We start from the raw sequence: 13,647 nt of genomic DNA on the forward strand, positions 1-13,647 counted from the left end.
GTAAATTTATTTTAAAGATTCTAAAAGTTGGGTAGCGAGTTTATCGTCTTTTCCTTGAGCTTTAGCGAGATTTTTAGAAATTTCAGCATACGTTTTTGCTTGATCTTTTTTACCTGTTTTCGAATAAATTTTTGCTAAAATAAAAGTGTTTTCAGCGGTTTCAGATTTCATAACCGATTTTTCAGCCCATTCTTCCGCTTTTTTCAAAGAAGAAGGCGTGGTGATGAACTCACTGAAAATCCAAGCAGCTTTTAGAAGTTCTTCACTTTCAAAATTTTCAGCGTTCTGATAATAAGATAGAGCCGCTTTTTCGTATTCCGCAAATTTTCCTGAATTGGGATAAATAATCACTTTCATTCGGTTTAAAGCTATTTCAGCTTCGGTTTTTCCAACTAATGGAATTGCATTTTTGAAAAATTCATCATCATTGATCGTACCAGTTTTTTGATCCAAAGCATTTTCAAGAATCTTGGTAATTTTGATGTTCGTATCAAATTGATTGTAAATATCTTCCGACATCAATTTGATGATTTCCGGCTTTTTCGCAACGAAAATTTGATAATTCGGATCGCTTGGAGATTTAATGAAATACAACAACATTCCCAGTTCATCTTTAGTCAAAGGTTGATTGCTTTTCGCTTTGAAGTATCTTTCAGAGGCTTTTTTAGCCAATTCGTAATCGCTTTGCGCGTACAAACTCATCATATTGAGTAAAAACTCCGGATTACTTTCGCCTTTTTCGAATAATTCTTTGTTGGAAGAGGTTCGGTATTTCGGTTGGTTCGCTTCTTTTGCGATGGTAAGAAAATCCTGTTCGCCCATGTACCCATAATTTTTCAGCACTACTTCGCCATCACCATTCAGGAAAAGAAAAGTAGGATAGGAGCGAACTCCATATTTCATGGCAATTTCCCGGCCTTCACCTTTCTCCATATCGAATCTTGCATTGATGAAATTGGCGTTATAATATTCTGAAACCGCAGGTAGCGGAAAAATATTTTTTTCCATCATTTTACAAGGTCCACACCAAGAAGCAAAAGCATCCATAAACACAAGCTTTTTTTCTTTTTTTGCTTTTGCCAGAATTTCTTTGAAGGTGCCTTTTTCGAAATTAATGCTTTCCTGAGAAAATACGGATAGTGAAATAAACAGTATAAACAGTGAAAATAATTTTTTCATGAATTTAAAAATGTGATGCGAATATAAATATAATATATAACGGGAAAAAACTTTTAATAATATTCATAATATATAACCCCTCCGGTTGAGGAAGGGGTTTTGTAAATTATTCAGGTTTATAGCCGTCTTTCAGCGTTACGGTTCTGTTGAAAACCAGTTTTTCGTCCGTAGAATCGGGATCTTTGGTGAAGTAGCCAATTCTTTGGAACTGATAAGGTTTACCTACTTCCGCGTTTTTCAAGCTTGGTTCAGCAAATCCTTGCACTATTTTTAAACTTTCAGGATTGATGAATTCCATGAAATCGGTTTCTTTTTCAGCATCCGGTTGCGGAGTGGTGAAAAGTCTGTCGTAAATTCTTACTTCTACCGGTAAAGCATGGTTAGCAGAAACCCAGTGAAGTGTTCCTTTTACTTTTCTTAAACTTTCCTCGGTGCCACTTCCGGATTTGCTTTTCGGATCATAAGTTGCATAAATGGTCGTGATTTCGCCATTTTCATCTTTTTCAATACGTTCTGCTTTGATGATGTACGCTGATTTCAAACGGACTTCGCCACCCAGTTTCAAACGGAAAAATTTGTTTCCGGCTTCTTCCTTGAAATCTTCTCTTTCAATGTATAATTCTCTCGAGAAAGGGATTTCGCGAGATCCTGAGTTTTCATCTTCAGGGTTGTTTTCGGTTTCCAACCATTCTTCAGCGTTTTCAGGATAATTTTCTATCACCAGTTTCACAGGATCAACCACCGCCATCACTCGTGTTGAAACTTTATTTAAATCTTCTCTGACGAAGAATTCAAGTAATTGAATATCAATAAGGTTTTCTCTTTTCGCAACGCCAACTCTATCAATGAAATTACGAATGGATTTTGGAGTAAATCCTAATCTTCTCATCCCTGAAATTGTAGGCATTCGCGGATCATCCCATCCTGTCACCACATTTTCGGCCACCAGACGTTGTAACTTTCTTTTGGAAGTGATCATGTAAGAAACATTCATTCGGGCAAATTCTCTTTGCTTGTTTCTCACTTTAGGTTCTTGGTAAACCTGATCCAAGTACCAATCGTAAAGTGGGCGGTGGTTTTCGAATTCCAGCGAACATAAAGAGTGCGAAATTTGTTCGATATAGTCGGATTCTCCATGTGCCCAATCGTACATCGGGTAGATTTTCCATTTATCGCCTGTTCTGTGGTGAGGTCTTTTCAGAATTCGGTACATCACAGGATCGCGCATGTTCATATTGGGAGAAGTCATATCGATTTTTGCTCTTAAAGACATGCTTCCTTCTTCGAATTCGCCGTTTTTCATTCTTTCAAAAAGATCCAAAGATTCTTCCATCGGACGGTTTCTGTAAGGAGATTCGATGCCATCTTCGAAAGGGTTTTTTCTTTGCGCGGTGATTTCCTCTGAAGATTGTTCATCTACGTAAGCTTTCCCGTTTTTGATCATCTGGACTGCCCAAATATAAAGTTGCTCAAAATAATCCGATGCATAAAGCTCTTTGTCGTATTTGAAACCGAGCCATTCCACATCCTTTTTTATGGAATCTACAAATTCTTGCTCTTCTTTTTCAGGGTTGGTATCATCAAAACGCAAATTAACCGGAGCACCGTATTTTTCGCCCAAACCAAAATTAATGCAGATCGCTTTGGTATGACCTACGTGTAGATAACCGTTTGGTTCTGGCGGGAAACGGAAACGCAATTGGTCTTTCGGAAAACCATTAGCTAAATCGTCTTCTATAATTTGCTCAATAAAATTGAGGGATTTTTTTTCTTCTTCCATTGTCTATTCTTGTATCGGCAAATTTACGGATTCTTCGCAAAAGATAAATACTAAATGAGTTCCTGATTTCTGAACTTTAAAATAAATCTAAAAAATGATCCCTTTTTAGGATTTTCTCATAAAAAGTTGATCACCATTTAATAAAAGCGGAGCTGGAATATTGTTGGTGAATAGTCCGCCGGTTCCTAATCCTTGTGGGATTTTTGGGTCTTTACTGAAAGTATATTGTGCGATGGCGTTCAAACCGATATTGCTTTCCAATGCGGAAGTGATCCACCAACCGATTTGTTTACTTTCTGCTAAAGAAATCCATTCGTCTGAACCTGAAAATCCTCCTATTAATGAAGGTTTCAGGATGATGTATTGCGGTTTTATTTTTTCTAAAAGTTCTTTTTTAGCATCAAAATCAAGAATTCCGATTAATTCTTCGTCCAAAGCAATCGGCGTTGGAGTGGTTTTGCAAAGCATTTCCATTTGATCTAAATTTCCTGCTTTTATCGGTTGTTCGATCGAATGAATTTCCAGATCTGCCAATTCTTGTAAAATGATTTTTGCTTCCTCAAAGTCAAAACCGCCATTAGCATCTACACGTAATTCCAACGCATTTTTGGGGAACTTTTCGCGAAGTTGAGTGAGAATTTTCTTCTCGGATTTCCAGTCGACTCCGATTTTCAATTTAATGCAGTTGAAACCATTTTTTAGTTTCTCTTCAATTTGCTCCTGCATGAAATCTGCATCGCCCATCCAAATCAATCCGTTGATCTTAATGTAAGATTTTCCGGCGGTAAAATCGCTTGGGAAATAAATTTCTTCTCCGTTTTTAAGGTTGAGAATTGCTTGCTCATAACCGAACCAAATCGATGGAAAATGGAGCATTTCTTTTTTTATAAAATCAGCGTTTTCATTGATGTTTTCACAAAGCCAGCGGAGTTTTTCTTCATATTCCGGAACATCATCATAGCTTAATCCTCTGAAAACGGCACATTCTCCGATTCCAGTACGATTATTTTCTGAGATTTTCAAAAAATATGTTTCTTTGGTATGCAAAACGCCGCGGGAAGTTCCTCCCGGGCGCTTGAAATTAAGGATATATTGATGATATTCTGCGGTCATTTATTGTGCTTATTTCATGAATTCTTCTGCTTTTTCTACCATTTTAATGCTTCCGCAGAAAAACGGAACTCTTTGGTGCAATTCGGTCGGCTGAATTTCCAAGATTCTTCTGAAACCATCGCTGCATTTTCCGCCGGCTTGTTCCGCCAAAAACGCCATCGGATTGCATTCGTATAACAACCGAAGTTTTCCGTTCGGCGATTGCGAAGTGGATGGATAAATATAAATTCCGCCTTTAATCATATTTCGGTGAAAATCGGAAACCAAACTTCCGATGTAGCGCGAAGTGTAGGGACGATCGCCTTCTTCACGTTGGCAGTATTTAATATAATTTTTCACCCCTTGCGGAAATTTTATGTAGTTTCCTTCGTTGATAGAATAGATTTTTCCGGTTTCTGAAAATTTCATATTCGGATGCGAAAGGTAATACGTTCCCAAACTTGGATCCAAAGTGAAGCCGTTCACGCCATTTCCGGTCGTGTAAACAATCATCGTTGAGGAGCCATAAACCACATAACCAGCTGCGATTTGGTTGACTCCTTTTTGTAAAAAATCTTCCAATGTAACCGGTGTTCCAGGTTCTGTAACCCTTCTGTAAATTGAAAAAATAGTTCCAACGGATACATTCACATCAATGTTTGAAGATCCGTCGAGTGGATCAATCAATACCACATATTTGCTTAAATGAGCATTTGAACTGGCGCGAATTTCAATAAAATCATCACTTTCTTCGGAGGCAATTCCGCAGACTACTTCCCGCTGAGAAAGCGCTTCGATAAAGATATCGTTGGCCAAAACATCTAATTTCTGTTGTTCTTCTCCCTGGATGTTTTCGTTCCCCGCTTTGCCGATAATATTGGCAATTCCGGCTTTGTTTACTTCGCGGTTTACTACTTTCGAGGCGAGTCGAATCGCGCTCAAAAGTCGTGAAAGTTCACCAGTTGAATACTGAAAATCTTCCTGTTTATCGATTATAAATTCACCAAGGGTTTGAAAATTTTGTTCTGACATGATTTGGTTTTTTGCATTTTTACAAATTTCGGAATTTTCTTTCAATTAAATCTCTTTTATTTGTTTTAAAAAAGTTGATTTTTGCTTTCTTTTCTATTTTTTTAATGCCAAACAAGGCTGTTTTCGGGAAAAGTGAATCTTATTAATAGATGCGAGTTTTTTTATCTCGCGTTAAATTAATATTTTTGATGAATATTAATTTTTGGTTAATATGATTTATTGAAGTGTAATTTATTGATTATTAAATATTTAAATGAAAATTTTTAAGTTTGGTGGAGCATCTGTGAAAGATGCTGAAGGAGTGAAAAATGTTGCATTGGTTCTAGAATCTCAGGGTTTCGAGAATTGTTTGCTTGTGGTTTCGGCAATGGGAAAAACAACCAACGCTTTGGAAAAAGTGGTGGAAAATTATTTTGCCAAACAGGATTACCAAACAGAAATTGAAAAAGTAAAACAATCGCATTTGGAAATTTCCAACGGACTTTTTAAGGAAAATCATCCCGTTTTTGCTGAAATTTCTTTGTTTTTTGATGATATAGAATCTTTTTTAAGAAGAAATAAATCGCCGAATTACAATTTTGTATACGATCAAGTAGTAAGTTGTGGCGAAATGATTTCGTCGAAAATTTTAAGCGAATATTTAAATGATATTCAGTTTAAAAATACTTGGCTCGATGCCCGCGATTACTTGAAAACCGATAGCAACTACCGCGAAGGAAATATCAATTGGGAAGAAACTCAGAAAAATATTTCAACTTTGAATGGCAATCAATCCTATGTAACTCAGGGGTTTATAGGTTCGGAAGCTAATAATTTCACAGTAACATTGGGAAGAGAAGGCTCCGATTATTCTGCTGCGATTTTTGCATATTGCCTAAACGCAGAAGCGATGACGATCTGGAAAGACGTTCCCGGTGTGATGACCGGCGACCCGCGAAAGTTTGAAAATGTAAATCTTTTATCGAATATCTCGTATGAAGAAGCGATTGAAATGGCATATTATGGAGCGTCGGTAATTCACCCGAAAACTTTGCAACCACTGAAACAAAAGCATATTCCATTTTATGTGAAATCATTTTTGGAGCCCCAAAGACCGGGAACCAAAGTGGGAAATGCTTCCGAGAATCAGAAAGAAGAATCTTATATTTTAAAGGAAAATCAACATTTAATGCGGATTGCAACGCGTGATTTTTCGTTTATTGCAGAAGAACATTTAAGCCAGATTTTTGCACAATTGGCAAAATATAAAATCAAGATTTCTTTGATGCAGAATTCTGCGATTTCTCTTGCACTTTGCCTTGAAGACAAATATGGGCATATCGACGAACTGAATCAGGAATTGCAAACCATTTTCAGCACCGAACTCATTAAAAATGTTTCTCTTTTTACGGTTCGAAATGCTAAATTAGAAGATTTAAATAAATTTTACGAGAATAAAAATATTTTGCTGGAACAGATTTCCCAAAAAACAATACAAGTTGTTATAAACTGATAACCAATGAGTCTTATTTCAAGAGATGAGTTAATAAAAGTGTCGGGCCTTAGTCGATTAGGATTTCTAAAAAATCCCGTTGCATCGGCATTGATGTCCATCACAAAGATTAATGAAGTCAACAAATTATACGATATTCTGAAAGACAAAACCGGAAAAGATTTTTTCGATTCGTTTGTTCGGGAAAGAGATTTAAAATACATCGTTTTCGAAGAAGATCTTGCCAAAATTCCGAAAACCGGACCTTTTATTTTAGTATCCAACCATCCGCTGGGAGCCATTGACGGGATTTTGATGACGAAAATTCTCAGTGAAATTCGTCCGGATTTCAAAGTGATGGGGAATTTTCTTTTAGAAAAAATAAAACCGATGGAACCTTACGTAATTCCCGTAAATCCTTTTGAAAACAGAAAAGAAGTTCGAAACAGCGCTTCCGGAATGCGAGAAACCTTGAAACATCTGGAAAACGGAGGTTGCGTGGGAATCTTTCCAGCCGGTGAAGTTTCGAATAAAAATAATGAATTCGGAGAAATTCATGATAAGCAATGGGAAAAACCAGCATTAAAGTTGATAAAAATGGCGAAAGTTCCGGTGGTTCCGATGTATTTTCATGCCAAAAATAGTCGGCTTTTTTATCAAGTTTCCAAGATTCATCCGGAGTTGCAAACACTGATGCTTCCTTCGGAAATGATGAATAAGAGAGAAAAACCAATCCGAATAAGAATCGGGAAACCAATTTCGGTAAAAGTGCTTGAAGATCACGATACTGTGGAAGAAATGGGAGAGTTTTTGCGGAACAAAATTTACATGCTGAAATCCTATTATGAAAAAAGAAAATCGATCGCGGAACAGCTGAAATTACCCAATCTGAAGCTCAATTTTCCTTTATTAAAAGAAGAAAACGTAGTTCAGAATATCATCGATGAAACTCCACAAGAAGATTTGATAAAAGATATAAATTCCCTTTACAAGAAGGATAAAATGCTGTTCCGAAATGGGAATTATGAAGTGTTTTTTGCAAGTTATTCGGAGATTCCTTTCATCATGCGCGAAATTGGTAGACAGCGCGAGCTTACTTTCCGGAAAATAGGCGAAGGTAGCAATTTGCCTTTCGATTTGGATCATTATGATGAGCATTACCATCACCTTTTTCTTTGGGACAATGCAGCACAGCGATTGGCCGGAGCTTACAGAATGGCATTGGGAAGCGAAGTAATGAAAAAATATGGTATTGATGGGTTTTACACCAGTTCTTTATTTGAATTTGATCCGGAATTACGGCCATTTTTCCGAAAAGTAATTGAAATGGGAAGAGCGTATATTTCTTCGGAATACCAACAGAAACCTTTGCCACTTTTCCTTTTATGGAGAGGAATTGTACATGTTTGTTTAAGAAATCCTGAACATAAGTTTTTAATGGGCGGAGTGAGTATTTCCGATAAATTTTCAGATTTTTCCAAATCGCTCATGATCGAATTCATGAGGTCGCATTATTATGATTCTGCAGTTGCGCAATACATTCATCCAAAAAAAGAATTTAAAGTAAAACTTAAAGATCGCGATAAACATTTATTTTTTGATGAAGTAGAATCGGATTTGAACAAACTCGATAAGATCATCGATGATCTGGAGCCGGAGATGCGTTTGCCTGTTTTAATTAAAAAATACATCAAACAAAACGCAAAAGTAATCTCTTTCAATGTGGATCCTAGTTTTAATGATGCCATTGATGGGTTGATGTACATCCGAATTAGCGAACTTCCGGAGAGTACAATTAAGCCAGTTCTGGATGAAATGAGTGAGCAAATACAAAAAGAAGAAAATAATTCTACTGAAAATCAGTAAATTTCGTTTTTCTTGAAAAAATTTTCACAAAATCATTTGCATCGTAAGGGAAAAGGTTATACTTTTGCACCACTCAATAACGGAACGGTTTCTTAGCTCAGTTGGTAGAGCAATGGATTGAAAATCCATGTGTCCCTGGTTCGATTCCTGGAGAAACCACGAGAAAATTGACTTTCAACCACTTACAGTAATGTAGGTGGTTTTTTATTTCTAAATCTTTCGTATTTAGGATAGATTAATCATTTTAAATAATAAAGGATCAGTACCAAAACTTGTGTTTAAGCAAAAATGTTTTGTAGTCTGAATAGAAAAAACGCCCGATCCCTAACTCCTCTGAAGTTGCTTCTAAATTTTTTAATTTTTGCATTGAAAGATTCTGCGGATGCATTCGTACTTCTATGATTGAAGTAGTTTAGGATATCGTTATAGTGGATGGTAAACGTTTTTAACAGGATAGCAAAAGATTTAAAGGATCAGTACCAAAACTTGTGTTTAAGCAAAAATGTTTTGTAGTCTGAATAGAAAAAACGCCCGATCCCTAACTCCTCTGAAGTTGCTTCTAAATTTTTTAATTTTTGCATTGAAAGATTCTGCGGATGCATTCGTACTTCTATGATTGAAGTAGTTTAGGATATCGTTATAGTGGATGGTAAACGTTTCTAACAGGATAGCAAAAGATTTAAAGCCGGAGACTTCTACCTGGTGATACCATCTTGCTAATTTTAACATAGCGATTTCTTTGGTGTTTTTCTTGTGGTAGACTTTTCTTAAATCTTCTGTTAGTTGGTAAGCGTTTTGGATATCCGGATATTCACTGAATAGGATTTGGGCGCGTTCTTTCTGGGATTCGGTCCAGTGGAAGGAACTCTTATACAGCAAATGCCTGCTTCGTGCCAGGAGCTGTTTTCTGGTGTCTCCATTTGAACACAGTTCCGGTTGGTAGATTTCTTTATTTTTCCTGGCATTCAGGATACCATCGCTTTCCTGCTCTATAGCTTTCCATCGGTGTTTGATACGGATTTCCTGCAGGGCTTCTGAGGCTAGTTGCTGTACATGGAATCGGTCAATGGTCCGTTTGGCATTGGAGAAGCATCTCTTGGCAATGAGTTTCATGGAACCGGCCATGTCTAGAGTGATTTCTTTTACGCTTAACCTTAATTTACGGTCGATTTTCAGTAAATGTTCTATGACGGTTTCTGCGCGGGTTTCTTTGATAATGGCAACCAGGCAGCCTTTTTTACCTTTCGCTTTTTTAGACGTGACCACAGTATAAAGTTCACCGCTGGACAAGGCTACTTCATCTATCGACAAGGATTGTGACATGTTTTCGGGATAAATGAGCCATTCCTGTGCATGGGATTTCTCTTTCCAGGTTTTATAATCACTAATTCTGTTTTTGTATTGGCGCTGGAATTTTTTACCCGCCACACCGTACATTTCAGCAATGGTTTTACAATCAAGAGGTCGGGTATCGACAGATTTCTTTTAAAAAATCGGCAAACCCCTTGGTTAAACGGGTGCCTTCTGCCACTAAGTTCCAGTCTCTCTGCACGATTTGCTTTGTGTTCTTATCCAGCCATCTGCGTCTTTTAATATGCAGGTAAACGGCGTTTCCACGCAGGGGAAAATCTTGAATAGTAATCTCCTTATGGAATCCGTGTGCTGTTAAAATTCGATTTGAAACTTCTTTGGGTGGGTTATTTTTCTCCTCAAAATAAAGGTGCATCACTTCACCCTCGGTGGTTTGCTTCGTTAAATCAAAATGTTCAATTAAAAATTCAGGCAGAATATGTTTCAGCAGTTCCAGATAATGATCCAATGTTCTTAAAGTTTACTGCAAAAATCGAAAACTTATTTCAATTTGCACACAACTTTTGAGATTGATCCGATTTAAAGCCGGAGACTTCTACCTGGTGATACCATCTTGCTAATTTTAACATAGCGATTTCTTTGGTGTTTTTCTTGTGGTAGACTTTTCTTAAATCTTCTGTTAGTTGGTAAGCGTTTTGGATATCCGGATATTCACTGAATAGGATTTGGGCGCGTTCTTTCTGGGATTCGGTCCAGTGGAAGGAACTCTTATACAGCAAATGCCTGCTTCGTGCCAGGAGCTGTTTTCTGGTGTCTCCATTTGAACACAGTTCCGGTTGGTAGATTTCTTTATTTTTCCTGGCATTCAGGATACCATCGCTTTCCTGCTCTATAGCTTTCCATCGGTGTTTGATACGGATTTCCTGCAGGGCTTCTGAGGCTAGTTGCTGTACATGGAATCGGTCAATGGTCCGTTTGGCATTGGAGAAGCATCTCTTGGCAATGAGTTTCATGGAACCGGCCATGTCTAGAGTGATTTCTTTTACGCTTAACCTTAATTTACGGTCGATTTTCAGTAAATGTTCTATGACGGTTTCTGCGCGGGTTTCTTTGATAATGGCAACCAGGCAGCCTTTTTTACCTTTCGCTTTTTTAGACGTGACCACAGTATAAAGTTCACCGCTGGACAAGGCTACTTCATCTATCGACAAGGATTGTGACATGTTTTCGGGATAAATGAGCCATTCCTGTGCATGGGATTTCTCTTTCCAGGTTTTATAATCACTAATTCTGTTTTTGTATTGGCGCTGGAATTTTTTACCCGCCACACCGTACATTTCAGCAATGGTTTTACAATCAAGAGGTCGGGTATCGACAGATTTCTTTTAAAAAATCGGCAAACCCCTTGGTTAAACGGGTGCCTTCTGCCACTAAGTTCCAGTCTCTCTGCACGATTTGCTTTGTGTTCTTATCCAGCCATCTGCGTCTTTTAATATGCAGGTAAACGGCGTTTCCACGCAGGGGAAAATCTTGAATAGTAATCTCCTTATGGAATCCGTGTGCTGTTAAAATTCGATTTGAAACTTCTTTGGGTGGGTTATTTTTCTCCTCAAAATAAAGGTGCATCACTTCACCCTCGGTGGTTTGCTTCGTTAAATCAAAATGTTCAATTAAAAATTCAGGCAGAATATGTTTCAGCAGTTCCAGATAATGATCCAATGTTCTTAAAGTTTACTGCAAAAATCGAAAACTTATTTCAATTTGCACACAACTTTTGAGATTGATCCATAATAAAACTGAAAAAAATCATATTATAATAAAAGAGTTTTTTATCTTTTATTTGAAAATTTATTTTACATTTGTATCAGAAAAAGAAATAAATATGTTTTCTAAAACCTGCGAATACGCTTTGAGAGCTTTTATCTATATCGCCCAACAAACAAAAAGTGGGGGGAAGATTGGAATTAAAGACATTGCTGTGGGAATTGATTCTCCGGAATATTTCATCGCAAAAATACTGCAAGATTTGAGTCGTAAAGGTTTTGTACAATCTGCAAAAGGACCTACCGGAGGATTTTATTTGGAAGACAATAGTTTGAATCGTTCTTTGGCGGAAATCGTAAAAGAAATTGATGGCGATAAAATTTTCACTGGTTGCGGTTTAGGATTGAAAGAATGTTCGGAAGATCATCCATGTCCGGTTCATCATGAATTTAAAAGCATCAGAAATAATCTACAAAAAATGTTGGTCAATATGAAAGTAGGTGATTTTGTTGAGCAATTGGACGCTCAAGAAACTTTTTTAAAAAAATAGATCTTTCAATTCTATTTTTTTACTATAATAAAAGATAAAAAGGTGTTAATATATTAAAATGAAATATCAAATTAAATATCCATTCATTTTCGCAGTCAGTTTTTTCTGGCTCGGATTGGTTATAGCGGTTAGTTTTTTGGAAACTCCATTGAAATTTCAAGTTCCTGGAATGACTTTGCCAATCGCTCTAGAATTAGGAAAAACAATGTTCGGAATTTCCACAAACATTCAATTGGGATTGATGATTTTGGTCTTTTTTAATTTCTTTTTAAATCCATCAAAACTCAATAAATTTATTATCTTTACTGGAGTTTTACTCGCTTTGATTTTGGTTTTAGAAAAATTTTGAATGTTGCCAATTTTAGATGCACGAGCAGATGTTTTAGCCACTGGAAAGGGACTCCCACCAACTCCGCTGCACAATTATTTTATTTACGCAGAATGCATTAAAGTCATTTTACTCCTTTCAATAGGTTTTTTACAACTAAAGAAAATTATTTAAATACCCACACTATGAAAAAGTATCTTTTAACCTTCGCTACTTTGCTTTCAGTTATTACTTTAAATTCTTGTAAGAAAAGTTCATCAGAATCTACTGCTGCAGATACCGAAAAAATCTCTGTTTCCGGTAATGCAGAAGAAGCTAAACTTACCTCACCGCCATTTGTACCTGCTGCAATAGGTGATAGAGCGGCAAAAAAACTAATCGTTCGTTTGGAAACCATCGAGAAAACAGGTGAATTGGCAGATGGAACACAATATAATTTCTGGACTTTCGGAGGTACCGTTCCTGGAAGTTTTATTCGAGCAAGAGTTGGCGATGAAATTGAATTTCATTTAAAAAATAATGAAAATTCAACCTTTCCACATAATATCGACCTTCATGCAGTAAATGGTCCAGGAGGTGGAGCGGAAGCCACTTTCGTAGCACCCGGAAAAGAAGCGGTTTTCAATTTTAAAGCCTTAAATCCTGGTTTGTATGTTTACCATTGTGCCACCGCACCAGTTGGGTTGCATATTGCGAACGGAATGTATGGTTTGGTTTTAATTGAGCCGGAAGGCGGATTGCCAAAAGTAGATAAAGAATTTTATATCATGCAAGGCGATTTCTACACCAAAGGAAAATTTGGAGACCAAGGTTTGCAGGAATTCGATATGGATAAAGCCATTGCTGAAAATCCGGATTATGTAGTATTCAACGGGAATACGGGAGCTTTATTGAATTCTGGAGAGCTTCAGGCCAAAGTTGGCGAAACGGTTCGTTTCTTTGTCGGAAATGGTGGGCCAAACCTCACTTCTTCATTCCACGTCATTGGTGAAATTTTCGATAAAGTGTATATCGAAGGCGGAAGCAAAATCAATGAAAACGTACAAACTACCGTAATTCCTCCAGGTGGAGCGGCTATTGTGGAATTTAAGGCAACAGTTCCAGGTGAATATGTTATTGTAGATCACGCTATTTTCCGAGCTTTCAATAAAGGTGCTTTAGGAAAAATAAAAATTACAGGAGCGGATAATCCGAAAGTTTTCAAATCAAATAAACAATAAACCCATAGTTTTTTAATAATGTTTTTGGTTCTATTTGGGGATTTTAATTCAATT

13 protein-coding genes, 1 tRNA gene and 1 pseudogene are annotated in these 13,647 nt (G+C 37.0%); 6 read left to right on the forward strand and 9 right to left on the reverse strand.

The features are described from left to right. Nucleotides 1-6: 6 nt before the first annotated feature. From H0S70_RS13660 to fbp, 4 genes are all read right to left on the reverse strand, one after another. The gene (locus H0S70_RS13660) at nt 7-1,179 is read right to left on the reverse strand and encodes a thioredoxin fold domain-containing protein (RefSeq protein WP_188321189.1); all 1,173 of its coding nucleotides are present in this window, start codon (nt 1,177-1,179) and stop codon (nt 7-9) included. A 106-nt stretch (nt 1,180-1,285) separates the two neighbouring features. Then, nucleotides 1,286-2,959: a glutamine--tRNA ligase/YqeY domain fusion protein gene (locus H0S70_RS13665; RefSeq protein WP_188321190.1), complete on the reverse strand. Its 1,674-nt coding sequence runs from the start codon at nt 2,957-2,959 to the stop codon at nt 1,286-1,288. 105 nt (nt 2,960-3,064) lie between these two features. After that, nucleotides 3,065-4,072: an o-succinylbenzoate synthase gene (gene menC, locus H0S70_RS13670; RefSeq protein WP_188321191.1), complete on the reverse strand. Its 1,008-nt coding sequence runs from the start codon at nt 4,070-4,072 to the stop codon at nt 3,065-3,067. 9 nt (nt 4,073-4,081) lie between these two features. Further along, complete coding sequence (fbp, locus tag H0S70_RS13675; RefSeq protein ID WP_188321192.1) at nt 4,082-5,083, reverse strand: class 1 fructose-bisphosphatase; 1,002 nt, start codon at nt 5,081-5,083, stop codon at nt 4,082-4,084. Nucleotides 5,084-5,336: 253 nt separating this feature from the next. Here fbp and H0S70_RS13680 point away from each other — a divergent pair, with 253 nt between their 5' ends. The 3 genes from H0S70_RS13680 (at nt 5,337) to H0S70_RS13690 (ending at nt 8,579) form a co-directional block, all read left to right on the forward strand. Then, complete coding sequence (locus H0S70_RS13680; protein ID WP_188321193.1) at nt 5,337-6,575, forward strand: aspartate kinase; 1,239 nt, start codon at nt 5,337-5,339, stop codon at nt 6,573-6,575. Between the two features lie 6 nt (nt 6,576-6,581). Continuing rightward, nucleotides 6,582-8,420 (forward strand): lysophospholipid acyltransferase family protein, encoded by a 1,839-nt coding sequence (locus H0S70_RS13685; RefSeq protein ID WP_188321194.1) that lies wholly within the window; start codon nt 6,582-6,584, stop codon nt 8,418-8,420. 86 nt (nt 8,421-8,506) lie between these two features. Further along, nucleotides 8,507-8,579 (forward strand) — tRNA-Phe (locus H0S70_RS13690). 119 nt (nt 8,580-8,698) lie between these two features. Here H0S70_RS13690 and H0S70_RS13695 read toward each other — a convergent pair. From H0S70_RS13695 to H0S70_RS13715, 5 genes and pseudogenes are all read right to left on the reverse strand, one after another. Next, nucleotides 8,699-8,878, reverse strand: a pseudogene (locus H0S70_RS13695) (transposase); the annotation flags it as partial. 34 nt (nt 8,879-8,912) lie between these two features. Next, nucleotides 8,913-9,857: an ISAon1 family transposase gene (locus H0S70_RS13700; RefSeq protein WP_188321195.1), complete on the reverse strand. Its 945-nt coding sequence runs from the start codon at nt 9,855-9,857 to the stop codon at nt 8,913-8,915. 19 nt (nt 9,858-9,876) lie between these two features. Further along, nucleotides 9,877-10,239 (reverse strand): ISAon1 family transposase N-terminal region protein, encoded by a 363-nt coding sequence (locus H0S70_RS13705; protein WP_031504482.1) that lies wholly within the window; start codon nt 10,237-10,239, stop codon nt 9,877-9,879. Between the two features lie 37 nt (nt 10,240-10,276). Next, the gene (locus tag H0S70_RS13710; RefSeq protein ID WP_188321196.1) at nt 10,277-11,059 is read right to left on the reverse strand and encodes an ISAon1 family transposase; all 783 of its coding nucleotides are present in this window, start codon (nt 11,057-11,059) and stop codon (nt 10,277-10,279) included. A 28-nt stretch (nt 11,060-11,087) separates the two neighbouring features. Further along, a complete protein-coding gene (locus H0S70_RS13715; RefSeq protein ID WP_031504482.1) occupies nt 11,088-11,450 on the reverse strand; it encodes an ISAon1 family transposase N-terminal region protein in 363 nt (120 codons plus the stop codon). Between the two features lie 163 nt (nt 11,451-11,613). On the opposite strand from H0S70_RS13715, the gene H0S70_RS13720 reads away from it, so the two are divergent. The 3 genes from H0S70_RS13720 to nirK all read left to right on the forward strand — a co-directional run bounded on the left by H0S70_RS13720 (nt 11,614) and on the right by nirK (nt 13,593). Next, nucleotides 11,614-12,045 (forward strand): RrF2 family transcriptional regulator, encoded by a 432-nt coding sequence (locus H0S70_RS13720; protein ID WP_031501550.1) that lies wholly within the window; start codon nt 11,614-11,616, stop codon nt 12,043-12,045. A 58-nt stretch (nt 12,046-12,103) separates the two neighbouring features. Next, nucleotides 12,104-12,394 (forward strand): hypothetical protein, encoded by a 291-nt coding sequence (locus tag H0S70_RS13725; protein WP_228453752.1) that lies wholly within the window; start codon nt 12,104-12,106, stop codon nt 12,392-12,394. A 164-nt stretch (nt 12,395-12,558) separates the two neighbouring features. Then, on the forward strand, nt 12,559-13,593 hold the full coding sequence (nirK, locus tag H0S70_RS13730; RefSeq protein WP_188321197.1) for a copper-containing nitrite reductase: 1,035 nt from the start codon (nt 12,559-12,561) through the stop codon (nt 13,591-13,593). Nucleotides 13,594-13,647 lie beyond the last annotated feature (54 nt).

This window comes from Chryseobacterium manosquense, from assembly GCF_014623485.1.
Classification (GTDB): Bacteria; Bacteroidota; Bacteroidia; order Flavobacteriales; family Weeksellaceae; genus Kaistella; species Kaistella haifensis.

Excerpts from the sequence above, each read along its gene's own strand:
- H0S70_RS13720 (WP_031501550.1), top strand. The coding sequence starts at position 11,614 with ATGTTTTCTAAAACCTGCGAATACGCTTTGAGAGCTTTTATCTATATC.
- H0S70_RS13665 (WP_188321190.1), bottom strand. The coding sequence starts at position 2,959 with ATGGAAGAAGAAAAAAAATCCCTCAATTTTATTGAGCAAATTATAGAA.
- menC (WP_188321191.1), bottom strand. The coding sequence starts at position 4,072 with ATGACCGCAGAATATCATCAATATATCCTTAATTTCAAGCGCCCGGGA.
- nirK (WP_188321197.1), top strand. The coding sequence starts at position 12,559 with ATGAAAAAGTATCTTTTAACCTTCGCTACTTTGCTTTCAGTTATTACT.
- H0S70_RS13680 (WP_188321193.1), top strand. The coding sequence starts at position 5,337 with ATGAAAATTTTTAAGTTTGGTGGAGCATCTGTGAAAGATGCTGAAGGA.
- fbp (WP_188321192.1), bottom strand. The coding sequence starts at position 5,083 with ATGTCAGAACAAAATTTTCAAACCCTTGGTGAATTTATAATCGATAAA.
- H0S70_RS13685 (WP_188321194.1), top strand. The coding sequence starts at position 6,582 with ATGAGTCTTATTTCAAGAGATGAGTTAATAAAAGTGTCGGGCCTTAGT.
- H0S70_RS13725 (WP_228453752.1), top strand. The coding sequence starts at position 12,104 with ATGAAATATCAAATTAAATATCCATTCATTTTCGCAGTCAGTTTTTTC.
- H0S70_RS13700 (WP_188321195.1), bottom strand. The coding sequence starts at position 9,857 with ATGTACGGTGTGGCGGGTAAAAAATTCCAGCGCCAATACAAAAACAGA.
- H0S70_RS13660 (WP_188321189.1), bottom strand. The coding sequence starts at position 1,179 with ATGAAAAAATTATTTTCACTGTTTATACTGTTTATTTCACTATCCGTA.